Here is a 24,049-nt window from a genome sequence, read left to right as displayed (position 1 = left end):
AGATCGAAGCTTTTAGCGACGCGGTCCCAGCGGCGGCAGCGGGCGACGGTCACGACGCGGCAGCTGAGCCTGATAGGCAACGGCGCAGTGCTCGCTGCAATACGGGAAGCCCGGCTGCACGTTCTTGCCACAGAAGTGGAAATCTTCGTCACCGGGGTGGCCATGGGGCCACTTGCAGATCTTGTCGGAGAGGTCGAGCAGCGTGACGCGCTTGGGCTTGGTCACCACCTTCGGCTTCTTCGGCGCGGCTGCGGCAGCCTTCTTCGGCGCCCCGGCCTTCACCGGAGACGGACGGGCCTTCAGGCCCAGACGGTGGGCTTTACCGATGACGGCGTTGCGGGTCACACCTTCGCCCAGCTCTTCTGCGATCTGGCTCGCGGACGAGCCCTTCTCCCAGAGTTGCTTCAAAAGTTCGATCCGCTCGTCGGTCCAGGACATACAAAGAACCTCACTTGAGATATTCGCACTCTACATAGGGAAGGTCTGTCCAAATAGCGAGACCTTGTAGGCAGAAAGACGGCGCGCTAGCACTGCTACAGCGCGTAAATTGAGGAAATTCAGGCCCATGACCAGCCCCACCCCAACCCCGAGCACCGCCGCCCGTTTCCATCCGCCGGGTGTGCAGCGCATCGGCGTGCTGAACTGGTACGGCACCCGCACCCTTTACATGAAGGAGGTGCGGCGTTTCCTGAAGGTGCATACCCAGACCATCTGGGCCCCAGCCGTCACCACCCTGCTGTTCCTCGCCATCTTCACCGTGGCGCTGGGACGCGGCGGCCAGACGATTCTCGGCGTGCCGTTCGCCACCTTCCTCGGCCCCGGCCTCATCGCCATGGGCATGTTGCAGAACGCCTTCGCCAACACGTCCTCGTCCATCCTGATCGGCAAGGTGCAGGGCACCATCGTCGATACGCTGATGCCGCCGCTGTCGCCGGGCGAGCTGCTGCTGGCCTATGTGGGCGGCGGCGTCACCCGCGCCTTTGCCGTGGGCATTGCCGTGTGGATCGCGCTCATCCTGTGGCCGGGGGCAGACGCCACCGTCCGCGAGCCATGGGCCGTGTTCTACTTCGGCATCATGGGCGCGGCCATGCTCTCGCTGCTGGGCGTCCTGACCGGCGTATGGGCAGAGAAGTTCGACCATGGCGCAGCCGTCACCAACTTCGTCATCCAGCCACTCTCCCTGCTCTCGGGCACCTTCTACACGCTCGACCGCCTGAGCGGCGTGTGGTCCGCTGTAAGCCACGCCAACCCGTTCTTCTTCGTCATCGACGGCTTCCGCTACGGCTTCCTCGGCGTGTCTGACGGCCCGCTGCTCTGGGGCGCGCTCTACCTGCTCGCCATCAATGCCTTGCTCGGCGGCATCACCTATTATGTTCTGCGCACCGGCTGGCGTCTGAAAGCCTGACCTTCAGGCGTAGTCCGCCGCCTGAACCCGAGGCAAAAAGAGAGGGCCGGCTCCGCGAGGAACCGGCCCTTCCTTTATGCCTGGAACAACAGGTCAAAAGCTTCAGGCAGCGCCACGACGACGACGCGGACGCTCGTTGCCGCCCTCGGCGCCTTCCGGCGCCTTGAAGCGGCCACCGCCGCGGCCCTCGAAGCTGCGGCCTTCGCCGCGGGCCGGCTTTTCGCCGCGCGCATCAGGACGGGCACCGCGCTCACCCGAGAACTTGCGCTCGCCGGAGAACTTGCGTTCGCCCGAGAAGCTGCGCTCGCCACGGCCTTCAAAGCTGCGGCCTTCACCGCGACCCTCGAAACCACGGCCTTCGCCGCTGCGACCTTCGAAGCTGCGGCCCTCGCCCTGCGGACGCTCGCCGAAGCGGCGCTCACCGCGAGGACCACCGCGTCCTTCAAAGCTGCGACCCTCGCCGCGACCTTCAAAGCTGCGGCCCTCGGTGCGGGGACCACGGCCCTCGCCGCGGCCCTCAAAGCTGCGGCCTTCGCCGCGGCCCTCGAAACGCCGGCCTTCGCCGCCACGACCCTGACCACGGCCTTCGGAACGGCCACGACCCTCGAAGCTGCGGCTGCTCTGCTCGCGCGGAGCCGGTGCGGACAGCTCCGCCGGAAGCTCGCCGCCCTTGTGGGAGGTGGCGAAGATGGAGTGGCCGATGAGCCGCTCGATCTGCTTCAGGTAGGCCTTCTCGCTGTCATCCACGAAGGAGATGGCGATACCGGCCGCGCCTGCGCGCGCCGTGCGGCCGATGCGGTGAACGTAGCTCTCCGCGATGTTCGGCATGTCATAGTTGATGACGTGCGAGACGTTATCGACGTGAATGCCGCGCGCGGCGATGTCGGTCGCCACCAGGATCGGCATGCTGCCGTCCTTGAAGCCGGCCAGCGCACGGGTGCGCTGCGCCTGCGTCTTGTTGCCGTGCAGGGCCGCGGCGCGCAGACCAGCGCGGGTGAGGATGGTCACCAGCTTATCCGCGCCGTGCTTGGTGCGGGCAAACACCAGCGCCCGGTCCATGTCCTGCGTGTCGCGCAGCGTTTCCACCAGCAGCAGGCGCTTGTGCGGCTGCGACACGTGGATGACGCGCTGCTCCACCTTGTCGGCAGTCTTGGCAACCGGCGTCACCGCCACCTCGACCGGATCGGACAGCAGGGTTTCGGCCAGCGAACGGATGGCGGGCGGCATGGTGGCGGAGAAGAACAGGCCCTGACGCTTCTTCGGCAGGGCAGCCACGATCTTCTTCAGCGGCTGGATGAAGCCCATGTCGAGCATCTGGTCCGCCTCGTCGAGCACGACGGCTTCAACTTCCGACAGGTTGACCGTGCCCTGGCTCATGTGGTCGAGCAGACGGCCCGGCGTGGCGACGAGAACGTCAACGCCAGCCGCGAGGGACTGCTTCTGCGCGCCCATGGGCATGCCGCCGAACACGGTGACGATCTTGAGCGCCGAGCCCTGGGCAAGGGTGCGGAACGTGGCCGTGATCTGGCTGGCCAGCTCGCGGGTGGGGCTGAGCACCAGCACGCGGCAGTGCTTGTAGCTGACCCGGCGCGGCTCCTTGAACAGACGGTGCAGCAGCGGCAGGGCGAACGCCGCCGTCTTGCCGGTGCCGGTCTGGGCGATGCCGAGCAGGTCGCGACCCTCGATCACATGGGGAATGGCGCCCGCCTGAATCGGCGTCGGCGTCTCATAGCCATGCTTGGCGAGGGACTGGAGAAGGGTTTGATGAAGGCCGAGGCCCGAAAAATTGGTCGTCATGTATCTTTCAATGGAATGTCGCTGGCGAAAGCCTGACCGCGCCGGAATGGCACACGACACGCACATCGCCATGCCGCGCGGCTCGCAAGGCGCACGGCGTTGAGGGTATGACCCTCCGCGTGATTGGATGGCCGGTCGACTCGGGAAGTCTCTTTATTGGCAGCCGCGAAGCCGGGGATTACTGAACGACACCCTAGGCAAAATGCGGCGGTCACGCGACCGGAGGACTTCCGAAGCTGCTCTGACAGCCCAGCACACATGGGACCAAACCGCACAAAAGTCAAGAAATGGCTCCGGAAATCAGGAAACGGCCGCGGAACAGGCAAAGAGCCAAGGCGTGCCGTGAAGCCTTTGAGATGGTGGGAGAAGCCATACAGTTCCATTGACTCACAGGCGCTTCGCCGTCATTAAATCGACGAGAACCCTGGCGGTCCCTCCGGACCGCCTTTTGTCGTTTGGAGAGCCAAGCATGATCACGCCGGTGATGCCGACCTACGCTCGCGCGGACATTGAGATGGTCCGTGGTGAAGGCTGCTATGTGTTTGATTCCAAAGGGCGAAAATATCTGGATTTCGCCGCCGGCATCGCCGTCAACGCCTTTGGTCATGGCCACCCCCATCTGGTGGAGGCCCTGAAGCGTCAGGCCGATCTGCTGTGGCACACCTCCAACCTCTACCGGGTTCCGGGTCAGGAGCAGGTCTCCGAGCGCCTACGCGCCGCGACCTTCGCCGATACGATGTTCTTCACCAACTCGGGCACCGAGGCGGTAGAATGCGCCATCAAGACCTGCCGCCGCCATCACTCGGCGCAGGGCCGCCCGGAGAAGTACGGCATCATCACCTTCGCCAACGCCTTCCATGGCCGCACGCTGGGCGCGATCTCGGCAACGGACCAGAAGAAGCTGCGCGAGGGCTTCGAGCCGCTGCTCGAGGGCTTCACCGTGGTGCCGTTCAACGATCTGGCCGCCGTTGAGGCCGCCATCACGCCGAACATCGGCGGCATCATGCTGGAGCCGGTGCAGGGCGAAGGCGGCATTACGCCTGCCACGCAGGAGTTCATGAAGGGCCTGCGCGCCCTGTGCGACAAGCACGAGCTGCTGCTGATCCTCGACGAAATCCAATGCGGCGTCGGCCGCACCGGCACGCTGTTCGCCTATGAGCAGTACGGCATCACGCCGGACATCATGACCATCGCCAAGGGCATCGGCGGCGGCTTTCCGGTCGGCGCGTGCCTTGCCACCGAATATGCCGCCTCCGGCATGGTGGTCGGCACCCACGGCTCCACCTACGGCGGCAATCCGCTGGCCATGGCCGTGGCCAACGCCGTGCTCGACCTGGTGCTGGAGCCGGGCCTGATGGACCACGTGCGCCAGATGGGCGAGCGCCTGAGCCAGGCTCTGGAGCAGATGATCCCGAACCACGAGGGCATCTTCGCCCCCGAGCCGGTGCGCGGCCTCGGCCTGATGCGCGGCATCAAGTGCCTCGTGCCCAGCCGCGATCTGGTGAACCACGCCCGTTCCGAAGGCATCCTCGCGGTTGCCGGCGGCCAGGACGTGCTGCGCCTGCTGCCGCCGCTGAACATCGAGCAGGCCCACATCGACGAAGCGGTCGAGCGGCTGTCCGCCGCCGCCCGCTCTTTCCCCAAGTCCTGACGACGCGAAGGACCGACATCGGATGAACACGAGCCCGATCCGCCACTTTCTCGACCTGACCACTCCCGGCGCCCCTGCCGTGAAAGCCATGCTGGCGGAAGCACGCCGCCGCAAGGAAGCGCGACGCGGTCTGCCCAAGGGACAGGTGGATGCGGATCGACCGCTGGACGGCCACACACTTGCGTCGATTTTTGAGAAGCCCTCTACCCGCACGCGCGTTTCCTTCGATATGGCGATGCGGCAGCTGGGTGGTTCGACCCTGACGCTCTCGTCATCGGAGTTGCAACTGGGGCGCGGCGAGACCATTGCGGATACCGCGCGGGTGTTGTCGCGCATGGTCGATGCCATCATGATCCGCACGAGCGCGCACTCGAAGATCGAGGCGCTGGCCGCCAACGCGGAAGTGCCCGTGGTGAACGGCCTGACCGACTTCAACCACCCCTGCCAGATCATGGCGGACCTGCTGACCGTCGAGGAGAAGCTCGGCGGTGTTCAGGGCACCACCTGGACCTGGCTGGGCGATGGCAACAACGTGGTCCACTCGATCATCGAGGCGGCCGCCCTGCTCGACTTCTCGGTCCGCATTGCGGTGCCGGAAGGCTATGAGCCTGAAGCGGTCGTGACCGATGCGGCCCGCGCGGCCGGCGGCCGGATCGAGCTGGTGCGCGATCCGCGCGCCGCGGTGGAAGGGGCTGATGTGGTCGTCACCGACACGTGGGTGTCGATGGGTCAGGCCGACAGCGAAGCCAAGATCGCGGCGATGATGCCGTATCAGGTCACCACCGACCTCATGGCGCTGGCGCGCAAGGAAGCCCTCTTCCTGCACTGCCTGCCCGCCCACCGGGGCGAAGAGGTGACCGACGAAGTGATCGACGGACCGCGCTCCGTGGTGTTTGACGAGGCGGAAAACCGCCTTCATGCCCAGAAGGCTGTTCTCCTCTGGTGTTTGGGACGATTGAATCCGTGAACGACGAAACGATCCGGCTTGATGGCGTAAACGTGACCGATCTGGTTCTTCCGTTCCAGATCGACAGCCTAGACGTGCGCGGGCGCATCACCCGCCTTGGCCCCACCCTCTCCGAAGTGCTGGCGGCGCATGCCTACCCCGCCCCGGTGGCACAGGTGCTGGCCGAAGCGCTGGCGCTGACCTCGCTGCTCGGCTCCGTGCTGCGTGAAGACGGCGGCCAGATGACCCTTCAGGCCAAGTCGAAGGGCGCGATCTCGCTGCTGGTGGCCGATTACCTCGCCCCCGGCGCGGTGCGCGGCTACGCCCAGTTCGATCCCGAGGCCATCAAGGGCATCGAGCCCGGTGCGCCATTGGAAACGCTCTTCGGCGAAGGCTATCTGGCGCTGACGGTGGACAAGACCCTGAACACCGAGCGCTATCAGGGCATCGTCTCGCTGCAAGGTGCGAGCCTTGCTGACGCGGCGGGCGAGTATTTCCAGAACTCCGAGCAGCTGCCGTCCCTGGTCAAGCTGGCAGTGCGCCGTGACGGCCTGACCGGTGAATGGTTCGCTGGCGGCATGCTGATCCAGCACCTGCCGCACGGCGAGACTGGCGGCGAACGTCATTTCGCGGCCGAGCAGCAGCATCCCAACTGGCAGCACGCCATGGTTCTGGCCAACACCCTCCGCCCGGAGGAGCTGACCGACCCGTCCGTCTCGCTGGAGACCGTGCTGTGGCGGCTGTTCCATCAGGACGAGCCGCGGGTTTACGACTCAATCGGCATCCACCGCGGCTGCCGCTGCACGCGGGAGCGGATCCAGTCCGTGCTGCGCCAGTTCTCGTTCGAGGACCTGATGCACATGCGCGAAGAAGACGGTTCGATTCGCGTGAACTGCGCCTTCTGCTCGAAGGACTGGGTGTTCGAACGCCCGCAGGAAAAAGAATAAGAGGGCCTTACGCCGAGGGGGCTTCCCGGCCCCCTCGCCCCTCTATTTTCGCCACCGCCCGCAAGCGTCTCCTATCAATGCGGTCGCGACGCGCTGCCTTTTACAGCCCATTAAACAAAACCTTCTACGTCTTGCCTCCTGCACGTCTGCAATGGGGCCGGTATGGAAATCGCCGCTGGGTTAACGCAAGCATCGGGTACGGACACTCGCTGGTGGCGCTCTGCCCTGCCGCCTGGCGAACGCAAGCGGCTGACGGTACTGACGGCGATCGTGCTCACCTACGCCGTGCTGGCCCAGATCATCGCCTTTGCCGTGGCGGGCGAAATCGCAATGAAACTCTACGCGCTGGCCGATCATACTCTGATGGTGATCGGGGCCTCGCTCGCGCTGATCGTCACGGCCCACCTTTGTGTCACGCTGCTCCATACGCCCTGGCACGCTGTGCCGCTCCACATCTGGGAGGACGCGAAAACCCATGTGCTGCGGCGGGACCGGTTTCTCAGCCTCTTCGTGCCGCTGGCGCTGCTGCCGCTGTTCATCCCGGCCTTCCTGACACTGAAGAGCCTGATTCCAGACGTGTACCCGTTCGAGTTTGACGCCACCCTGCACGAGCTTGACCGCTGGCTTCACTTCGGCACCGACCCGTGGCGGATCACCCACGCCGTCTTTGGCGGCGATACCGCCACATTCGTGCTCAGTCTTCTCTACAATCTGTGGTTTCTGCTGATCTGGGGCGCGGCCTTCTACGCCATAACGCGCGTGGATCGCCCGGTGGAGCGCTTCCAGTACCTGTGCGCCATGCTGGCCTGCTGGATCATCAACGGCACGGTGCTGGCCTACGCGCTGTCCTCCGCCGGACCGTGCTACTTCGGGCCGCTCGTTGGCGGCGGGGCAGATCCGTATCAGCCGCTGATGGAGATGCTTCGTGCCATCGACGCCCGCCTTGCGGCGGCAAGCGACTGGAAGGGGGTCTGGGCGCTCGATACCCAGCAGGCCCTGCTGACTCTCCACGGCACCAGCGACGCCTTAACACTTGGCGGCATCTCGGCCATGCCGAGCATGCACGTTTCGCTCTCGCTGGTCATGGCCATGGGCATGTGGCGCTTCAGCCGCCCGCTGGGCGCTGTTCTCTGGGTCTATGCCGCCGCCATCCTGATCGGCTCGATCCACCTTGGCTGGCACTATGCGGCGGACGGCTACCTGTCGATCATCACCACCGTGCTGATCTGGAAGGGCATTGGCTGGGGCATCCGCCGGTTCGGCCTGGACCGGACCGACAGCGCCGCCGCTGAAACGGACACCAGACTCAGTTTCCAGACTTAATTGATCGTGCGCAGGGCGAACGGACTGTCGAGCGAGAAGGCCGGGATTTCAACGTCGAAGTTGTTGCCGGCCTCATCCACAAGGCCATAGCTGCCGCGCATGATGCCGGAGGGGGTCGAGAGCGGGCAGCCGGACGTATACTCGAACACGTCGCCGGGCTCGAGCACCGGCTGTTCGCCGACGACACCCTCGCCCTTCACCTCGTGCATCCGGCCGTGTCCATCGGCAATCATCCAGTGCCGGCTCATCAACTGCACGGTCAGGCCGCCGTTGTTCTCCACCCGGACGTGGTAGGCCCACACGTAACGGCTCTCCGACGGATCGGACTGATCGTCCACATATGCCGGAAGCACCTTGACCGTAATGTCGCCGGTCGTGGCTTCGTAGGGATAGTCCACATCGTCAGGCAAGGATGACATCAACGCACCTCCCGCAATCTGCTGATCGGCAGGCAGACGGACGCACCCCAACCGGGTTGCCTCTTGGCAACGGAAGGGAGGCTCCACGGAGCCTCTCGCCCCCGCCTGCCGAACTCGTTTTAAAGACTTATAACCTTCAACGCACGGTCAAGGTCTTCGATCAAATCCTGTGCGTCCTCAAGGCCAACAGACAAACGAATCATCCCCGGGGTGATACCCAGCTCACGCTGAATTTCCACGGCGATCGCCTTGTGGGTGGTGGAGGACGGGTGCGTCGCCAGCGAGCGCGAATCGCCGATGTTGTTGGAGATGTCGATCAGCTCCAGCGCGTTCAGCAGGGCAAAGGCCTGCTTCTGGTCTTCCATGTGGAAGCTGAGAATGGTGCCGCCCTCGCTCATCTGCTGCATCGCCAGCGCGTGCTGCGGGAAGTCCTTGCGGCCCGGATAGAGCAGGGTCGGCACGCGAGCGCTGAGGAAGTCGGCCACCTGCGCCGCGTTGCGGCACATCTGGCGCACACGCATGTCCAGCGTCTCCAGCCCCTTCAGCAACACCCAGGCGTTGAACGGGGCCATGATCTGGCCGGTGTGGCGGAAGTAGGCGAACAGGTGCTCGTCGTCGAACTTCTTGTCGCAGAGGATGACGCCGCCCAGCACACGGCCCTGGCCGTCGATGTGCTTGGTGGCGGAGTAGCACACGATGTCCGCGCCCAACTCCATCGGCTTCTGGAGCACGGGGGTTGCGAACACGTTGTCCACCACCACCTTGGCGCCGATCCCGTGGGCGAGGTCGGACACCGCCTTCAGGTCCACGATGTCGAGGGTCGGGTTCGCCGGGGTTTCGAGGAAGAACACCTTGGTGTTCGGCCTGCGGGCCGCCGCCCAGGCTTCGTTGTCGCGGCCGTCGACCACGGTCGTCTCGATGCCGTACTGAGGCAGCAGGGTATCGACCAGCCAGCGGCACGAGCCGAACAGGGCGCGGGCGGCCACCACATGATCGCCCGCCTTCAGCTGACACAGCAGCGCGGTCGCCATGGCGGACATGCCGGTCGCCGTCGCACGAGCCACTTCAGCGCCTTCCAGGAGCGCCATGCGCTCCTCGAACATGGCAACGGTCGGGTTGGTCTGGCGGCTGTAGGTGAAGCCCTCGGCCTCGCCGCGGAAGCGGGCGGCCACCTCGTCGGCGCTTTCGTAAGAAAAGCCGGAGGTCAGGAACAGCGCCTCGGAGGTCTCGCCGAAGTCCGAGCGCATGGTGCCGCCGCGGATGGCCTGGGTGGCCGGACGCCACTTTTGCGTGATGGAGCGATCAACACCGGTTCTGGGCTTCATGGGATTACTTCCTGACTGACTTGTTCCTAACGCCGGAACGCAGGGGCGCGTCGTGGAAGCGGCAGGAAGCCGGGACCGCGTGTGCCCTGTGGCGCGAGCGCCCTTATAGAGCCAAGTGGATCTAGATTTCCACCTGGCTGCCAAGCTCTACGACCCGATTGCTCGGCAGCTTGAAGAACTCCATCGCGTTGGTGGCGTTGCGCATCATCCAGCTGAAAACCTTCTCCCGCCACAGCGGCATGCCGGGCGCGGTGGATGTCACCAGCGTCTGGCGCGACAGGAAGAAGCTGGTCTCCATCATCTTGAAGGCAAGGCCGTAGTCCGCCGCGCGGGCGAGTGCCCGGGGAATGTCGGGGTCCTGCATGAAGCCGTAGTGGATGATGATGCGGTAGAAGTTCTGGCCCATGTCCAGCACCTCGATGCGGCGGGTGGCCGGAACGTAGGGCACGTTCTCGATCATCACCGTCAGGAACACCACGCGCTCGTGCAGGATCTTGTTGTGCTTCATGTTGTGAAGCAGCGCATGGGGCACGCCGTTGGAGGTGGAGGTGAGGAACACCGCCGTGCCGGGCACGCGAGTCGTGCTGGCCGTCGCCGACTTGATGAACACCTCGATCGGCATGGCGGAGGCCTGGAGCTTATCCTGCACCAGCTTGCGCCCGCGATTCCACGTGGTGAGCAGGGTGAAGATGGTCAGGCCGATGACCAGCGGCACCCAGCCGCCGTCCGGCACCTTGGTCAGGTTGGCGGCGAAGTAGGTGAGATCGACCACCAGGAACAGGCCGAGCAGGGCGAACGCCGTCACCTTGTTCCAGCGCCACAGCATGAAGATGACCACGCCGAGCAGGATGGTATCGATGGTCATGGCACCCGTCACGGCAATGCCGTAGGCCGCCGCCAGGTTGGACGAGCTCTGGAACGCCAGCACCAGCGTCAGCACGCAGACCATCAGGCCCCAGTTGATGAAGGGGATGTAGATCTGGCCCTGCGCCTCGGCGGAGGTGAACTTGATGGACAGGCGCGGCAGGAACCCGAGCTGGATGGCCTGCTGCGTCACCGAGAACGCTCCAGAGATCACCGCCTGGCTGGCGATGATGGTCGCCATGGTCGTCAGCGCCACCATCGGAATGAGCGCCCATGCCGGAGCCAGATGGTAGAACGGGCTGTCGATGGCGCTGGGATTGACCGTCAGCAGCGCACCCTGACCCAGGTAGTTGAGCATGAGCGCAGGCATCACGACCGTAAGCCAGGACATGCGGATGGGCTTCTTCCCGAAGTGCCCCATGTCCGTATAGAGCGCCTCGGCACCGGTGACGGCCAGCACCACCGAGCCGAGGGCGAGGAACGCCTTCCAGCCGTCGATGATGAAGAAGTGGATGGCGTACCACGGGTTCAGCGCCAGCAGCACCTGCGGCGCCTGAAAGATGTTGAGGACGCCAAGCACGGCCAGAACCGTGAAATAGACCACCATGATCGGCCCGAACAGCGCGCCGACCCGCGCCGTGCCGCGCCGCTGGATGAGGAAGATGCCGACCAAGAGCACCACGGACAGCGGCACAACCAGCACCGAGAAGCCGGGGTCTATGACCTTGAGGCCTTCCACGGCCGACAGCACCGACATGGCCGGGGTGATCATGCTGTCGCCATAGAACAGCGCCGTTGCGAACACGCCGAGCACGACGATGCCCGTGGTCCAGCGCGCGCCGGAGACCTTGTGAGAGATGAGCGCCAGTAGCGCGAGCGAGCCGCCCTCGCCCTTGTTGTCCGCCCGCATGGTGAAGACGACGTACTTGATCGTCACCACCAGAACCATCGACCAGAAGATCAGCGAGAGCACACCGAAGATGTGCTCCTGATCCATGGCAAGCGGGTGATGTCCGGCAAAGGCCTCGCGCATCGCATAGAGCGGGCTGGTACCGATGTCGCCGTAAACAATGCCCATGGCGCCAACCATGAGCTTGGCGAGCGACCCCTGAGGCTGGTGGGGGTTCACATCAGAACCGGCCATAACTGCACCCTAGCTAACTCTCTGTCTGATAGAGGGGAAACGCTCCGTGCCAGCCTGTGTACAACCGGACCGGCAGGCCGCACGCGCCAGGGCGCCAGAGCATTGAGCCCAATCAGAATTCGTGATTGATCGCCAACCTTCGCTGCAGCGCACTACATTTGTTCCGCCGCGGTAGCACAAGCCCCGAGGCGGGACAAGCCACCGCAACAGGAGCAAGATCCGGCCGGGCGGTTTCAGAGACGGAATCGCCATAGCAGTGAAATTTTCCGTCAAAAAAGAATGGACAAGACCCCACCAGCAAAGTTTTACACCGTGTTGCGAGATATAAATATGCAAGGCCAGTCACGGAGAAGCCGCATGCGGGTTGGAGTTCCAAGGGAAATCAAGGTCCACGAATACCGGGTCGGCCTCACGCCGCCGTCCGTGGCGGACATGGTGGCCGCCGGTCATCAGGTTTTCGTGGAAACCGGAGCCGGTGCGGGCATCGACTTCACGGACGAGGAATACACCCGCGCCGGAGCCAAGGTCGTGGCCAGCGCCGAGGAAGTGTTCGCCCTCTCCGACCTCATCGTGAAGGTGAAGGAGCCGCAGCTGCACGAGTGCGCATGGCTGCGCCCGGATCACACGCTCTTCACCTATCTGCATCTGGCCGCCGACAAGCCGCAGGCCGAGGCGCTGATGAAGTCCGGCGCGACCTGTGTCGCCTATGAGACCGTGACCGACCGCAATGGCCGCCTGCCGCTGCTGCGCCCGATGTCGGAAGTGGCCGGCCGCATGGCCGCGCAGGTGGGCGCGCATTACCTTGAGAAGGAACAGGGCGGCCGGGGCATCCTGCTCGGCGGCGTGCCGGGCGTTGCGCCCGCCAAGGTCGCCGTGCTGGGCGGCGGCGTCTCCGGTTTCAACGCCGCGCTCATTGCCGCCGGCATGCGTGCCGATGTGACGATCTTCGATATCTCGCTCGATCGCCTTGCAGAACTGGACGCCTTCTTCGGCGGACAGGTGAAGACCGCCTACGCCAGCCGCTCGGCCATCGCCGATGCCGTTGCACAGTCTCATGTGGTCGTCGGCGCGGTGCTGGTGCCGGGCGCGGCCGCGCCCAAGATCGTCAGCCGTGAGATGATCCAGTCGATGAAGCGCGGCTCTGTGGTGGTGGATATCGCCATCGATCAGGGCGGCTGCTTCGAGACCTCGAGGCCCACCACCCACGCCGACCCGGTGTTCACCGTGGACGGCGTCATTCACTACTGCGTCGGCAACATGCCGGGCGCGGTTGCCCGCACCTCAACCATGGCGCTGAATTCCGCCACCCTGCCGTTCGCCCTGCAACTGGCCAACAAGGGCACGGTCGAGGCCTTGCGCGCCAACCCGCACCTCGCCGACGGCCTCAACGTGGCCGAAGGGCACATCACCTACGAAGCCGTGGCGAAGGATCTCGACCTCGCCTACCGCCGCCCGGCGTGGCTGGACTGAGTTCCGGGGATTTTCTGTTGAAAGTATCTTTGCAGGGGACTCGGTCCCCTGCACCCCGTTCTTTTTACGGGCCGCGCCAGTCATCAGACGCACAGCCCTTCTGACTGAAGGGGGCGCGGGGGTTACAGACCCCCGCAAAACAACCTTGAGAAAAACAAACCAGCTTAAACGAGAACGTTCAGCATCTGGCCCTTGGCGATGAAGCGCGGGCGTTCGCCGTTCGGCGCTTCGCGGGCGAAGCGGCGGGCATCGGCATCCTGCTCGCTGGGCGAGCGGGGCGATACGGCGTTCTGGCTGCGGACAGTCTGATTGGCACCGACGCGCTGGGACTGGGCAACGGCGGCCTGCGCCTCGGCGGGCACGGCGGCGGCCGCCTCGGATCGGGCAGCGGCGCTGCGCTCCGGCAAAATCCGGCTGTCGCCCGGTTTGGGCGCACTGTTCAGCCAGGAAAGATCGGAGCCAATAATCACGATGTCAGCCTAATTGAGGAATCGTAACCAAATTCTTAACGCGGCATGACCGGGTCTTGCATATCCTGCGGCACACCGTTGAAGGTGCCGTCAGGGCCGACGCCGGCTGCGATCATGGTTCGGGCACCGCGCATCATCCGCTCGACGCGGGGCATCCACGGCGCATCCGGGCGGGAATCACGGGCCAGATCCTCAAGAGCGGCCAGCGCTTCCTTGGGATTGCCGCTCTGGAGCCACGACAGGGCAAGGTAGAACTTCGGTGCCGGATGGTGCGGCGCGAGCTGGTTCGCCCGGTCGAACGCCATGCGGGCAGCGGGCGTGATCACGCCGCCGGAGTGGGCGGTCAGGGTCTCGCCGTAGCCGACCCAGAGGTCCGGGCTGTCAGGCATGGCGGACAGGGCGACGGACAGAGCCTCGGCCGCCTTCTGCGTTTCACCCGAGCTACTGAGCGACATGGACATGCGCAGCCACGCCGGAACGTCACCAGGGTCCTTCAGCAGGTCGGTGCGCGCTTCGTTGAACGCCTTGGCGGCGTTGGGGGCGGGCGGGATCGGCTGCGGGCGGAACCCACCAGCCGCCGGGCTGCCGGCACCGACGTACAGGCCGGCTCCAACGCCCAGAATGGCCAGAACCGCGATCGCCCAGCCGGGATGGCCCGAGCGCGGGCCGATGAGCAATGGACGCAGCACCAATGCCAGCACCACCGCAACGATCAGCACCAGAGTCAAGGCGATCATGCACCCTCCTTCGGCTTGGCCCGGCGGAATATACGCCACACCAGCAACAAGCCCAAACCCAGAAAGAGCACCGGCGCGGCCCACAGGAGATAGGTTTCCGGCTTTACCGGCGGCTGCAGCAGTACCCAGTCTCCGTAACGCGACACCAGATACGCCTTCACTTCCTGCGGATCGTCGCCTGCGGCCACACGCTCCCGCACCAGACGGCGCAGGTCAGCCGCATAGTCGGCGTTGGAGTCGGCGATGGACTCGCCCTGGCAGACCAGACACCGCACTTCGGTCATGATGCTGCGCGCCATGGCCTCCTGCCCGGGGTCCGGCAGGGTTTCCGAGTCGAACGCCGCCATGGCCACGGCGGGCCACATCAGCAGTGCGACAAGGAGGGCGAGCGGTTTCATCACTTCTGCGCCTTCTTCACGATCTCGACGAGACCGGGGATATGCTCCGGGCGGATATCGCCCAGATGGCGGTGGATGACGGTGCCATCACCGCGAACGACGAACGTCTCAGGCACGCCGGAGATGCCCCAGCCGATGACGGCGCGGCCCTCGTCGTCCATGCCGATGCGGCGGAACGGGTTGCCGTACTGGGCGAAGACGCTGGCCATGGCGTCCGGCTTGTCCTTCCACGCAATGGCGTGAATGGTCAGGCCGTGTTCTTCCGAAAGCGCCTTCAGCTGCGGCAGTTCCGCGACGCACGGGGCGCACCACGAGGCGAAAACGTTCACCAGCGTGACGCCGCCCTGACGCAGGTCAGCGTCGGACAGGCCGGGATGCTCGGCATCATAGCCTTCCAGATCGAACTGCGGGGCCGGTTTGCCGATGAGGGCGGACGGCGCGACCATAGGCTGCCCGCCCTTGTCCAGCTTCACGAAGAAAACGGCCAGCAGCGCCAGAAGCACCAGCGCCGGCAATCCAACCAGCAACTTGCGACCCAGGGTCATGAACTCTCCTATTCGGCGGCCAGCGGGATCTTGCGCGTCTGCTCGGCCGGCTCCGGCTCGGCGGACTGGGGCTGCTGCACCAGCGCCACCTTGGCCGAGCGCCGGTCGAACATGGACACCACGCCGCCCAGCATCATCAGCGCCGCGCCATACCACACCCACGGCATGAACGGCTTCCAGTGCAGGCGCACCTGCCAGTTGCCGTTGCCGTCCGGCTTGCCGAGCACGGCGTAGAGATCACCGCCCCACAGCGGCGCGATGCCCGCCTCGGTCGTCTCCATCGGCGGCTGCGTGTAGGTGCGGGACTGCGGCTGCACCCGGGCGACGCTTTCGTTGTCCCGGCGCACATCGAAGGTGCCGCGAATGGCGGTGTAGTTCGGACCGGCCACCGGCATGATGTCGGTCAGGGTGTATTCGTAAGACCCAACCATGACCGGCTGGCCGGGAGCAACCGTGGTCATGACCTCGGACTGCCACGCGCCGGAGGCGGTGACGCCGAAGATGGAGACCGCCACGCCCATGTGGGCGATCCACATGCCGATCATGGCACGCGGCTGGCGGACCAGGCGGCCCCAGAACAGGCGCGGACCGCCCCGGCCCAGCCGGGTCTGGCGGGCGATGTCGGCCAGCACGCTGGCGGCCAGCCATGCGGACAGGCCGATGCCGATCAGCGCCCATGCGCCGCGGGTATCGGCAAAGGCGTAAGCGGTCGCCACCGCCATCAACGTCAGCAGCAGCGGCAGGGCGAGGTAGCGCGTCAGGCGCTTGCCTTCGGCCGCCTTCCGCCACGGCAGGAACGGGCCGACCGCCATCAGCACCACCAGCGGGGCCATCAGCGGACGGAAGGTGGCATCGAAATAGGGCGCGCCGACCGAGATCTTCTCGCCCGCGATCGCCTCGAGCGCCATCGGGTAGAGGGTGCCGAGGAATACGGTGCCGAGAATGGCGGCCAGCAGCAGGTTGTTGATGACCAGCGAGCCTTCACGGCTGGTGGCGGAGAAGGTTGCCCCCGCCTCCACCGAACCGGCCCGCCACGCATAGAGCGTCAGCGCGCCGCCGATGTAGAAGGCGAGCAGGCCCAGAATGAAGATGCCGCGCTCCGGATCGACCGCGAAGGAGTGGACGGACGTCAGCAGCCCCGAGCGCACGATGAACGTGCCCAGCATGGAGAGCGAGAACGCCAGCACCGCCAGCAGCACGGTCCAGTTGCGCAGGGCATCGCGCTTTTCCAGCACGATGGTGGAGTGGAGCAGCGCGGTTGCGGCGATCCACGGCATGAGAGCCGCGTTCTCCACCGGATCCCAGAACCACCAGCCGCCCCAGCCGAGTTCGTAGTAGGCCCACCACGAGCCGAGCGCGAGGCCGCCGGTCAGCGAGGCCCAGGCGGCCAGCACCCACGGGCGCATGCGCCGTGCCCAGTCCGGCGTCACCTGATTTTCCATCAGCGCGGCAACGGCGAAGGAGAAGGTGACCGACAGGCCGACATAGCCCAGGTAAAGCATGGGCGGATGGAAGGCGAGGCCGGGGTCCTGCAACAGCGGATTGAGGCCGTTGCCTTCCACGGGCGCGGGCAGCAACCGCGTGAACGGGTTGGAGGCCACCAGCAGAAATACGTAGAAGCCGACGCCGATTAGCGCCTGCACGCTGAGAATGCGGGTGCGCAGACGCTCGCTGAGCGAGCGGCCGAACGTTGCCACCGCCCAGCCCGCAAGGGCGAGGATGGCGACCCACAGCAGCATGGAGCCTTCGTGGTTCGCCCAGACGCCGGTGATCTTGTAGAGCGCGGGCTTCATCGTGTGGCTGTTGGTGGCCACCAGCTGCACGGAGAAGTCGGAAACCCAGAACACCCACGTCAGCGCGCCGAAGCTGATGAGCGACAGCAGCGCCTGGGCCTGAGCGGCCGGGACTGCCACGGCGCGCAGGCGGGAGTCATCCCTGTGTGCGCCGATGGTCGGAAGCAGGAACTGACAAACGGCAACCGCCAGAGCGAGCCAGAGACTGAAATGGCCGATCTCAGCGATCATATCAGCTCCCGGCTATCGGATTTGCGGCGGCCGGACTGGCAGCAGTCGGACTGGCAGCACTGGGCGCTCCCTCCGCAGGCCGCCATTCACCGGCCCGCTTGATGGAATCGGCAACCTCCGGCGGCATGTAGTTCTCGTCGTGCTTGGCCAGCAGACTGGCGGCCATGAACACGCCCTGCGGGTTGAACTGCCCTTCGGCCACCACGCCCTGCCCTTCCTTGAACAGGTCAGGCACCAGCCCCTTGTATTGAACGGGCACGGTGTTGGCCGTGTCGGTCACGGTGAAGGCCAGCGTCAGCCCGTCCGCCTCGCGGCGGACCGAACCGGCCTCGACCAGCCCGCCCAGACGGATGGACTGGCCGGGCTCGACGCCCTTCGTCACCACGTCGGACGGGGAGTAGAAGTAGGTCATGGTATCGCTGAGCGCGGAGAAGCCGAGGGCCGCCGCGCCGCTGACGGCCAGTGCGGCCAGACCGATCAGAACGAGCCGCTGGTGCTTGGCCTTCATGCGCGCCCCCTCTCGGCACGGCGTTCAGCGCGAGCCGCATCCGCCTGCCGTTCCAGAGAACGCATGGCCCGCCAGCTGGAAACGCCAAGTGCGGCCAGGCCAAGAGCCGCAGCGGCATATGACGCCCAGATAAAGGCGGCATAGCCTCCCATCGCCAGGAACTCGTTCATTGTACGCCTTCCAACGCCATTGCTCGCCTTTCGGCCGCAATTTCCAGCCGCTGGGATGCCAGTTCCGCCCGCATGCGCATGAGAAGCGTGGTGACGAAAAACAGCATGTACGCCAGCGCCATGATCAGCAGCGGGGTCAGCATATCCGGGTGGATGGTCGGACCGCCGCTGCGGAATACGCTCGCCGGCTGGTGGAGCGTGTTCCACCAGTCGACGGAAAACTTGATGATGGGCAGGTTGATCGCGCCCACCAAAGCCAGGATCGCCGCCGCCCGGGCCGCGCGCTGGCGGTCGTCGAAGGCAGACCACAGGGCCATGTAGCCCAGATAAATGAACAGCAGCACCAGCACCGACGTCATGCGCGCATCCCACTGCCACCATGTACCCCAGGTTGGCTTGCCCCAAAGTGAACCGGTCACGAGGCAGACGGCAGTGAACACCGCGCCGATGGGCGCTGCGGCCTTGGCGCACACATCCGCCAGCGGGTGCCGCCAGACGATGGAGACCAGGCTGGCGATGGCGATGGTGGTGTAGCTGCCCAGCGCCATCCACGCGGCGGGAACATGGACGTACATGATCCGCACGGTATCGCGCTGGAGGTAATCGATGGGGCTTGCAACCAGCGCATAATAAAGGCCGGTGGCGAACGCAGCGAACATCGCAACCGCCGCCCACGGCTGGACGGCCCGCGCGATGCGGAGAAATCGGGCTGGATTGGCGAATCTGTGCATAGCTGCGCGCCGTATATCACTATTCCATTGCTACGCGCAGCCCTGCAGCTGCGGCGAATGGGCCCACTGCGAGTGCGAGAAGCGTCGTGACGCCCAACCATTTGAGCGCAGATCCGCCCGCCAGTGGATCAGCCACGCCTACACCAAATATCAGGGTCGGCACAGCCAAGGGAAGCACGAGCAGGCTGATGAGAACACCGCCCCGGCGCACCCCGACCGTAAGCGCCGCCGCCACCGCGCCGATGGACGACAGGGCAGGCGTGCCGAGCAGCAGGCCGAGCAGCAGCGTGCCCCAGACCTCGAACGGAGCCCCCAGCATGGCCGCCGTCACCGGCGTCAGCAGCACCAGCGGCAGGGCCGTGGTCAGCCAGTGGGTGATCATCTTGGCGATGGCGACCGCCTCCAGGCTCTGGCCGGAGACGACCAGCTGCTCGAGCGTGCCGTCCTCCGCGTCCGGCTGGAACAGGCGCTCGAGGCTGAGCAGGCAGGCCAGCAGCGCCGACACCCAGACGATGCCCGCCGCGATGCGGGCCAGCACCTGCGGCTCCGGCCCGACCGCGAAGGGAAACAGGCTGGCGACGATGACGAAGAAGATGAGCGCGATGGCCCCGCCGCTGCGCTCCGCCCATACCAGCTGAAGCTCGCGCCGCACCAGCGTGCCGATGCCGCCGTCAACTCCGGCGGTCATGGCCGCGCTCCCTGCGCCGCAGCGCCGAGCATAAGGGTCTCCACGGTCTCCAGCGGCAGCGGCGTGTGGCTGGTGGCGACGATCATGCCGCCCTGCGCCCGGTGCTCGGCGAACACCGGCCCCAGCCGCTCGACCGAGGCGACATCAAGGCCCACGGTCGGCTCGTCCAGCAGCCAGAGCTGCGCCCCGCTCGCCAGCACCCGCGCCAGCGCCGTGCGGCGCTTCTGGCCCGAGGAGAGCAGGCGCGCGGGCACGTCCCACAGCGGGAGAATGCCGACGGCACGCACGGCGGCCCGCAGCCGCTCCTCCGCCTCAGCACGCGATGGCGCGGCCAGCCCGGCCCAGAACAGCAGGTTCTCGGACACGGTGAGCATGGGCTTCAGCGCGTTGTCATGGCCGAGGTAGGCGACGCGCTCCGGGCGCTGGATGGTGCCCGCCTCTGCCCGCAGCGTTCCGGCCAGCAGCTTGAGCAGGCTGGACTTGCCCACGCCGTTCGGGCCCGTCACCAGCAGCGCCGCGCCGGGCCGAACGGTCAGGCTGACGCCGGTGAAGACGGTCCGGCCACCGCGCCGACACGCAACGTCTTCTGCGCGCAGCAGAATGGGATCAGAAGCAACCATGGCCGCACCCTAGTCATTTGGGGAGCGGCAGGGAACAGGAGACCGTCAAGAAAGTTGCGCCGTTGCCGCCACGCATCGGCAGCGGTCCGCCAGCCTTGGCGAGGTGAGTCGGACGAGCGGCGGGAGAACGGAAGCCGAGTCGGAACCGATGGCGGCCCCCTCCCGTTTGGCAGACAGTCCGGCAGACCCGCACCCGGCCTTGAAGCGGAGAAAAAAACCGCCTTCCGGATGTTGGGGGACTGCCGACACCGGCCCCGGCGGACAGGTTCGCCCTCCTGCCCCGTGCCGCCATGAAAAAGTGATTGATCCCGTAACAGGAAGTGGTCCGCCAGCCCTTCACAATTGCGCTGCATTGCGGCAAAAGGCCCGCGACGGATCGGACACGTGCATCTGTATATTAAGGAGAGCAGGTATGACTGCCGTGGGGCAAGATACCCTTAAAACGCGCCGCACCCTAAGCGTGGGCGGCAAAGAGTTTTCCTACTACAGCCTCAAGGCGGCTGAACAGCACATCGGCGACGTTTCGCGTCTGCCGTTCTCGATGAAGGTGCTGCTCGAGAACCTGCTCCGCTTCGAGGATGGCGGCCAGACCGTGTCGGTCGACGACATCAAGGCCGTTGCCGACTGGCTGCGCAACCCCAAGTCCGACCGTGAGATCCAGTATCGCCCGGCCCGCGTGCTGATGCAGGACTTCACCGGCGTTCCGGCCGTGGTGGACCTGGCAGCCATGCGCGACGGCATGGCCAAGCTGGGCGGCGACCCGAACAAGATCAACCCGCTGGTGCCGGTTGACCTCGTCATCGACCACTCGGTGATGGTGGACGAGTTCGGCAACGCGCAGGCTTTCAAGCGCAACGTCGAGCTCGAGTTCGAGCGCAACATGGAGCGCTACGAGTTCCTGAAGTGGGGCCAGAACGCCCTGAAGAACTTCCGCGTGGTTCCGCCGGGAACCGGCATCTGCCACCAGGTGAACGTCGAGTACCTGGCTCAGGTGGTCTGGACCTCGGAAGACACCGCCGGTTCGGTGATTGCTTACCCGGACACCCTCGTCGGCACCGACTCCCACACCACCATGGTCAACGGCCTTGGCGTGCTGGGCTGGGGCGTGGGCGGCATCGAGGCGGAAGCCGCCATGCTCGGCCAGCCGGTCTCCATGATCCTGCCGGAAGTCGTCGGCTTCAAGCTGACCGGCAAGCTGAAGGAAGGCATGACGGCAACCGACCTGGTGCTGACCGTCACCAACATGCTGCGCAAGAAGGGCGTGGTCGGCAAGTTCGTCGAGTTCTACGGCCCGGGCGTGCACACGCTGGCGCTGGCCGACATGGCCACCATCGCCAACATGGCTCCGGAATACGGCGCGACCTGCGGCTTCTTCCCGGTCAACGCCGAAACCCTGAACTACCTGAAGTTCACTGGCCGCGAAGACCTGCGCGTTGCGCTGGTTGAAGCCTACGCCAAGGAACAGGGCATGTTCGCCGACGAGAACACCCCGGATCCGGTGTTCACCGACACGCTGGAGCTGGACCTCTCGACCGTCGAGCCGTCGCTGGCCGGTCCGCGCCGTCCGCAGGACCGCGTGTCCCTGTCCAACGCCACCAACGCCCTGATCGAGGAGCTGAACGGCTTTTACAAGAAGGGCGAAGAGCTGGGCCGTCAGGTTGCCGTTGAAGGCGCCGACTACCAGCTGGGTCACGGCAACGTGGTTCTGGCCGCCATCACCTCCTGCACCAACACCTCGAACCCGAGCGTGCTGATCGCAGCCGGTCTGGTCGCCAAGAAGGCGAACGAGCTGGGCCTGAAGTCCAAGCCGTGGGTGAAGACCTCGCTGGCTCCGGGTTCGCAGGTCGTCACCGACTACCTGGAGAAGGCCGGCCTGCAGGATCACCTGAACGCGCTGGGCTTCAACCTGGTGGGTTACGGCTGCACCACCTGCATCGGCAACTCCGGTCCGCTGCCCGATCCGATCTCCAAGGCGATCAACGCCAACGATCTGGTCGCCGCATCGGTGCTGTCGGGCAACCGCAACTTCGAAGGCCGCGTGTCTCCGGACATCAAGGCGAACTACCTGGCCTCGCCGCCGCTGGTGGTTGCCTATGCCCTGTTCGGCACCATGGCCAAGGACATCACCACCGAAGTCATCGGCACCTCGAAGGATGGCAAGCCGGTGTACCTGAAGGACATCTGGCCGACCACGCAGGAGGTCCAGGAGACCATCCAGCAGGCCGTGACCTCGGAGATGTTCAAGTCCCGCTACGCCAACGTGTTCCTCGGCGACGAGTACTGGCAGGCGATCAAGGTCGGCACCGGCCAGACCTACAGCTGGAACAACCAGTCGACCTACGTGCAGAACCCGCCGTACTTCCAGTCGATCAGCATGTCCAACGAGCGTCAGGGCGATATCGTCAATGCCCGCCCGCTCGCCATCCTGGGCGACTCGATCACCACCGACCACATCTCCCCGGCCGGTAACATCAAGGAAGCCTCCCCGGCTGGCCAGTACCTGCTGGACAACGGCGTGGACAAGAAGGACTTCAACAGCTACGGCGCCCGCCGCGGCAACCACGAAGTCATGATGCGCGGCACCTTCGCCAACATCCGTATCCGCAACGATATGGTTCCGGGCACCGAGGGCGGCATCACCAAGCACATCCCGTCGGGCGAGGTCATGCCGATCTACGACGCCTCCATGAAGTACCAGGCTGAGGGCGCTCAGCTGGTCATCGTGGCCGGCAAGGAGTACGGCACCGGCTCGTCGCGCGACTGGGCGGCAAAGGGCACCAACCTGCTGGGCGTCAAGGCCGTCATCGCCGAGAGCTACGAGCGCATCCACCGCTCGAACCTCGTCGGCATGGCCGTGCTGCCGCTGCAGTTCAAGGACGGCCAGTCCCGCCTCACGCTGGGCCTGGACGGCACCGAGACCTTCACCATCCGCGGCGTCGGCAACCTGCGCCCGCGTCAGGACATCGAGGTCGAGGTGACCCGCGCCAACGGTGAAACCTTCACCTTCACCGCGCTGTGCCGTATCGATACCGAGAACGAGATCGAATACTTCTACAGCGGCGGCGTGCTCACCTACGTGCTGCGCAAGCTGGCGGCCTAACGGTCACTGGCTGAAGCCAAAAAAAAGAGGGCGGTCCTTCGGGGCCGCCCTTTTTCTTTGGGTGATGTTCCGGATTGTGCCGGGGACTGCTCCCCGCCCACTCAGCGTGCGGCGACGACGGCCTGACCCGGCGTGCCGTCCGCATTGAGAGCGGTGATTTCCTCGACCGTGCCGCCGCGATTGGCGACGCAGTAGAACCGGCGGGCTTCCTCGCCCGCGGTTGCGCCGGTCGCGAGCCAGACCTTGTAGCGCCGCCCGCCCCCGCCGATGCGATCGATGCCGAGGCTGCGCGCATCGATGCCGTCCACCTGCGTCGCCACCGAGGTCCGGCAGGCGGCAACGGCGCGCGACTGGTCATCGGCATGGGCCGGGCGCACCGGGCCGAGCAGGGACAAGCCACCGACAACAACCGCCGCGAATGCGGCAAACGACGCGAACGATGTGAACCTGCGCAACGCAACGGCACGGCGGCGGGAAAGGGTCATGGCGGTTTTCCTTCCGGACTGGGGGGTTGTGACTGCTGGCTTGGGAGACTCCCGAGTCATTGCCTGCATATACAAGCATAAGCGGGATTGCGTGTATATGCAGTTATTGCCGCCGTTTCAGAAAACAGCGTTGCCATAGCCGGAACAATCTTGGGGCCGGAACAATCGTGGGGGATCAGGCCGTGCGCAGGCGGCTCAGCACATCATCGAGCGTGCCGTGCAGGGCGGTGGCCCCGCCCTCGCCCAGCAGTTCCCGTAGCTGCGCCTGCGCGGCTTCCCAGA

The 24,049-nt window shown here is 65.6% G+C and carries 23 protein-coding genes; 7 read left to right on the top strand and 16 right to left on the bottom strand.

All coding sequences use genetic code 11. The annotated features are described in order from the left end of the window. Positions 1-12 precede the first annotated feature (12 nt). Positions 13-438, bottom strand: a complete 426-nt coding sequence (locus VIG90_RS15310; protein ID WP_331594386.1) for a GcrA family cell cycle regulator — start codon at positions 436-438, stop codon at positions 13-15. 127 nt (positions 439-565) lie between these two features. Here VIG90_RS15310 and VIG90_RS15305 point away from each other — a divergent pair, with 127 nt between their 5' ends. Next, positions 566-1,405, top strand: a complete 840-nt coding sequence (locus VIG90_RS15305) for an ABC transporter permease (protein ID WP_331594385.1) — start codon at positions 566-568, stop codon at positions 1,403-1,405. Between the two features lie 102 nt (positions 1,406-1,507). Here VIG90_RS15305 and VIG90_RS15300 read toward each other — a convergent pair whose 3' ends face one another. After that, a complete protein-coding gene (locus VIG90_RS15300) occupies positions 1,508-3,202 on the bottom strand; it encodes a DEAD/DEAH box helicase (RefSeq protein WP_331594384.1) in 1,695 nt (564 codons plus the stop codon). 469 nt (positions 3,203-3,671) lie between these two features. On the opposite strand from VIG90_RS15300, the gene VIG90_RS15295 reads away from it, so the two are divergent. From VIG90_RS15295 to VIG90_RS15280, 4 genes are all read left to right on the top strand, one after another. Then, the gene (locus tag VIG90_RS15295; protein ID WP_331594383.1) at positions 3,672-4,853 is read left to right on the top strand and encodes an aspartate aminotransferase family protein; all 1,182 of its coding nucleotides are present in this window, start codon (positions 3,672-3,674) and stop codon (positions 4,851-4,853) included. 22 nt (positions 4,854-4,875) lie between these two features. Then, complete coding sequence (argF, locus tag VIG90_RS15290; protein WP_331594382.1) at positions 4,876-5,820, top strand: ornithine carbamoyltransferase; 945 nt, start codon at positions 4,876-4,878, stop codon at positions 5,818-5,820. Further along, complete coding sequence (locus VIG90_RS15285) at positions 5,817-6,746, top strand: Hsp33 family molecular chaperone HslO (protein WP_331594381.1); 930 nt, start codon at positions 5,817-5,819, stop codon at positions 6,744-6,746. The genes argF and VIG90_RS15285 overlap by 4 nt, the downstream gene beginning before the upstream one ends. Positions 6,747-6,908: 162 nt before the next feature. After that, the gene (locus VIG90_RS15280) at positions 6,909-8,069 is read left to right on the top strand and encodes a phosphatase PAP2 family protein (protein ID WP_331594380.1); all 1,161 of its coding nucleotides are present in this window, start codon (positions 6,909-6,911) and stop codon (positions 8,067-8,069) included. Here VIG90_RS15280 and apaG read toward each other — a convergent pair. The 3 genes from apaG to VIG90_RS15265 form a co-directional block, all read right to left on the bottom strand. Further along, positions 8,066-8,488, bottom strand: coding sequence for a Co2+/Mg2+ efflux protein ApaG (apaG, locus tag VIG90_RS15275; RefSeq protein ID WP_331594379.1), 423 nt, complete (start codon positions 8,486-8,488; stop codon positions 8,066-8,068). The two genes, VIG90_RS15280 and apaG, sit on opposite strands and share 4 nt — an antisense overlap. 119 nt (positions 8,489-8,607) lie before the next feature. Next, positions 8,608-9,813, bottom strand: a complete 1,206-nt coding sequence (gene metZ / locus VIG90_RS15270) for an O-succinylhomoserine sulfhydrylase (RefSeq protein ID WP_331594378.1) — start codon at positions 9,811-9,813, stop codon at positions 8,608-8,610. Between the two features lie 121 nt (positions 9,814-9,934). Beyond that, positions 9,935-11,821, bottom strand: coding sequence for a potassium transporter Kup (locus VIG90_RS15265; RefSeq protein WP_331594377.1), 1,887 nt, complete (start codon positions 11,819-11,821; stop codon positions 9,935-9,937). 357 nt (positions 11,822-12,178) lie between these two features. Between VIG90_RS15265 and ald the strand changes: the two genes are divergently transcribed. Then, positions 12,179-13,291 (top strand): alanine dehydrogenase, encoded by a 1,113-nt coding sequence (gene ald / locus VIG90_RS15260; RefSeq protein ID WP_331594376.1) that lies wholly within the window; start codon positions 12,179-12,181, stop codon positions 13,289-13,291. Between the two features lie 164 nt (positions 13,292-13,455). Here ald and VIG90_RS15255 read toward each other — a convergent pair whose 3' ends face one another. From VIG90_RS15255 to ccmA, 10 genes are read right to left on the bottom strand one after another with little or no spacing between them, the layout of a single operon-like run. Next, positions 13,456-13,761, bottom strand: coding sequence for a hypothetical protein (locus tag VIG90_RS15255; protein WP_331594375.1), 306 nt, complete (start codon positions 13,759-13,761; stop codon positions 13,456-13,458). Between the two features lie 35 nt (positions 13,762-13,796). Further along, positions 13,797-14,498, bottom strand: coding sequence for a tetratricopeptide repeat protein (locus tag VIG90_RS15250; RefSeq protein ID WP_331594374.1), 702 nt, complete (start codon positions 14,496-14,498; stop codon positions 13,797-13,799). Beyond that, entirely contained in the window at positions 14,495-14,896 is a 402-nt protein-coding gene (locus tag VIG90_RS15245; RefSeq protein WP_331594373.1) for a cytochrome c-type biogenesis protein, read from the bottom strand. The genes VIG90_RS15250 and VIG90_RS15245 overlap by 4 nt, the downstream gene beginning before the upstream one ends. Beyond that, a complete protein-coding gene (locus tag VIG90_RS15240) occupies positions 14,896-15,441 on the bottom strand; it encodes a DsbE family thiol:disulfide interchange protein (protein WP_331594372.1) in 546 nt (181 codons plus the stop codon). Before VIG90_RS15240 ends, VIG90_RS15245 begins: the two co-directional genes overlap by 1 nt. Before the next feature lie 8 nt (positions 15,442-15,449). Further along, entirely contained in the window at positions 15,450-17,465 is a 2,016-nt protein-coding gene (locus VIG90_RS15235) for a heme lyase CcmF/NrfE family subunit (RefSeq protein WP_331594371.1), read from the bottom strand. 1 nt (position 17,466) lies between these two features. After that, the gene (gene ccmE / locus VIG90_RS15230; RefSeq protein WP_331594370.1) at positions 17,467-17,973 is read right to left on the bottom strand and encodes a cytochrome c maturation protein CcmE; all 507 of its coding nucleotides are present in this window, start codon (positions 17,971-17,973) and stop codon (positions 17,467-17,469) included. Continuing rightward, complete coding sequence (gene ccmD, locus VIG90_RS15225; RefSeq protein WP_331594369.1) at positions 17,970-18,143, bottom strand: heme exporter protein CcmD; 174 nt, start codon at positions 18,141-18,143, stop codon at positions 17,970-17,972. Before ccmD ends, ccmE begins: the two co-directional genes overlap by 4 nt. Beyond that, the gene (locus tag VIG90_RS15220; RefSeq protein WP_331594368.1) at positions 18,140-18,874 is read right to left on the bottom strand and encodes a heme ABC transporter permease; all 735 of its coding nucleotides are present in this window, start codon (positions 18,872-18,874) and stop codon (positions 18,140-18,142) included. Before VIG90_RS15220 ends, ccmD begins: the two co-directional genes overlap by 4 nt. Before the next feature lie 19 nt (positions 18,875-18,893). Beyond that, entirely contained in the window at positions 18,894-19,562 is a 669-nt protein-coding gene (gene ccmB / locus VIG90_RS15215; protein WP_331594367.1) for a heme exporter protein CcmB, read from the bottom strand. After that, a complete protein-coding gene (gene ccmA / locus VIG90_RS15210) occupies positions 19,559-20,182 on the bottom strand; it encodes a heme ABC exporter ATP-binding protein CcmA (RefSeq protein ID WP_331594366.1) in 624 nt (207 codons plus the stop codon). Before ccmA ends, ccmB begins: the two co-directional genes overlap by 4 nt. Before the next feature lie 412 nt (positions 20,183-20,594). Here ccmA and acnA point away from each other — a divergent pair, with 412 nt between their 5' ends. Beyond that, positions 20,595-23,282 carry an aconitate hydratase AcnA gene (gene acnA / locus VIG90_RS15205; protein WP_331594365.1) on the top strand — a complete coding sequence of 896 codons (2,688 nt, stop codon included), beginning with the start codon at positions 20,595-20,597 and terminating at the stop codon, positions 23,280-23,282. 101 nt (positions 23,283-23,383) lie between these two features. On the opposite strand, the gene VIG90_RS15200 is transcribed toward acnA, so the two are convergent. After that, positions 23,384-23,767 (bottom strand): hypothetical protein, encoded by a 384-nt coding sequence (locus VIG90_RS15200; RefSeq protein ID WP_331594364.1) that lies wholly within the window; start codon positions 23,765-23,767, stop codon positions 23,384-23,386. Positions 23,768-24,049: the final 282 nt, after the last annotated feature.

It is taken from the genome of Pedomonas sp. (assembly GCF_036515995.1).
Taxonomy (GTDB): domain Bacteria; phylum Pseudomonadota; class Alphaproteobacteria; order Sphingomonadales; family Sphingomonadaceae; genus Pedomonas.
The sequence above is the reverse complement of the archived record's forward strand: the minus strand, read 5'-3'. Positions and strand labels throughout refer to the sequence as shown.

What these genes read in the sequence shown, in the direction of transcription:
- VIG90_RS15310 (WP_331594386.1), bottom strand. Translation starts at nt 438, where the DNA reads ATGTCCTGGACCGACGAGCGGATCGAACTTTTGAAGCAACTCTGGGAG.
- VIG90_RS15305 (WP_331594385.1), top strand. Translation starts at nt 566, where the DNA reads ATGACCAGCCCCACCCCAACCCCGAGCACCGCCGCCCGTTTCCATCCG.
- VIG90_RS15300 (WP_331594384.1), bottom strand. Translation starts at nt 3,202, where the DNA reads ATGACGACCAATTTTTCGGGCCTCGGCCTTCATCAAACCCTTCTCCAG.
- VIG90_RS15295 (WP_331594383.1), top strand. Translation starts at nt 3,672, where the DNA reads ATGATCACGCCGGTGATGCCGACCTACGCTCGCGCGGACATTGAGATG.
- argF (WP_331594382.1), top strand. Translation starts at nt 4,876, where the DNA reads ATGAACACGAGCCCGATCCGCCACTTTCTCGACCTGACCACTCCCGGC.
- VIG90_RS15280 (WP_331594380.1), top strand. Translation starts at nt 6,909, where the DNA reads ATGGAAATCGCCGCTGGGTTAACGCAAGCATCGGGTACGGACACTCGC.
- apaG (WP_331594379.1), bottom strand. Translation starts at nt 8,488, where the DNA reads ATGTCATCCTTGCCTGACGATGTGGACTATCCCTACGAAGCCACGACC.
- metZ (WP_331594378.1), bottom strand. Translation starts at nt 9,813, where the DNA reads ATGAAGCCCAGAACCGGTGTTGATCGCTCCATCACGCAAAAGTGGCGT.
- VIG90_RS15265 (WP_331594377.1), bottom strand. Translation starts at nt 11,821, where the DNA reads ATGGCCGGTTCTGATGTGAACCCCCACCAGCCTCAGGGGTCGCTCGCC.
- ald (WP_331594376.1), top strand. Translation starts at nt 12,179, where the DNA reads ATGCGGGTTGGAGTTCCAAGGGAAATCAAGGTCCACGAATACCGGGTC.
- VIG90_RS15250 (WP_331594374.1), bottom strand. Translation starts at nt 14,498, where the DNA reads ATGATCGCCTTGACTCTGGTGCTGATCGTTGCGGTGGTGCTGGCATTG.
- VIG90_RS15245 (WP_331594373.1), bottom strand. Translation starts at nt 14,896, where the DNA reads ATGAAACCGCTCGCCCTCCTTGTCGCACTGCTGATGTGGCCCGCCGTG.
- VIG90_RS15240 (WP_331594372.1), bottom strand. Translation starts at nt 15,441, where the DNA reads ATGACCCTGGGTCGCAAGTTGCTGGTTGGATTGCCGGCGCTGGTGCTT.
- VIG90_RS15235 (WP_331594371.1), bottom strand. Translation starts at nt 17,465, where the DNA reads ATGATCGCTGAGATCGGCCATTTCAGTCTCTGGCTCGCTCTGGCGGTT.
- ccmE (WP_331594370.1), bottom strand. Translation starts at nt 17,973, where the DNA reads ATGAAGGCCAAGCACCAGCGGCTCGTTCTGATCGGTCTGGCCGCACTG.
- ccmD (WP_331594369.1), bottom strand. Translation starts at nt 18,143, where the DNA reads ATGAACGAGTTCCTGGCGATGGGAGGCTATGCCGCCTTTATCTGGGCG.
- VIG90_RS15220 (WP_331594368.1), bottom strand. Translation starts at nt 18,874, where the DNA reads ATGCACAGATTCGCCAATCCAGCCCGATTTCTCCGCATCGCGCGGGCC.
- ccmB (WP_331594367.1), bottom strand. Translation starts at nt 19,562, where the DNA reads ATGACCGCCGGAGTTGACGGCGGCATCGGCACGCTGGTGCGGCGCGAG.
- ccmA (WP_331594366.1), bottom strand. Translation starts at nt 20,182, where the DNA reads ATGGTTGCTTCTGATCCCATTCTGCTGCGCGCAGAAGACGTTGCGTGT.
- acnA (WP_331594365.1), top strand. Translation starts at nt 20,595, where the DNA reads ATGACTGCCGTGGGGCAAGATACCCTTAAAACGCGCCGCACCCTAAGC.
- VIG90_RS15200 (WP_331594364.1), bottom strand. Translation starts at nt 23,767, where the DNA reads ATGACCCTTTCCCGCCGCCGTGCCGTTGCGTTGCGCAGGTTCACATCG.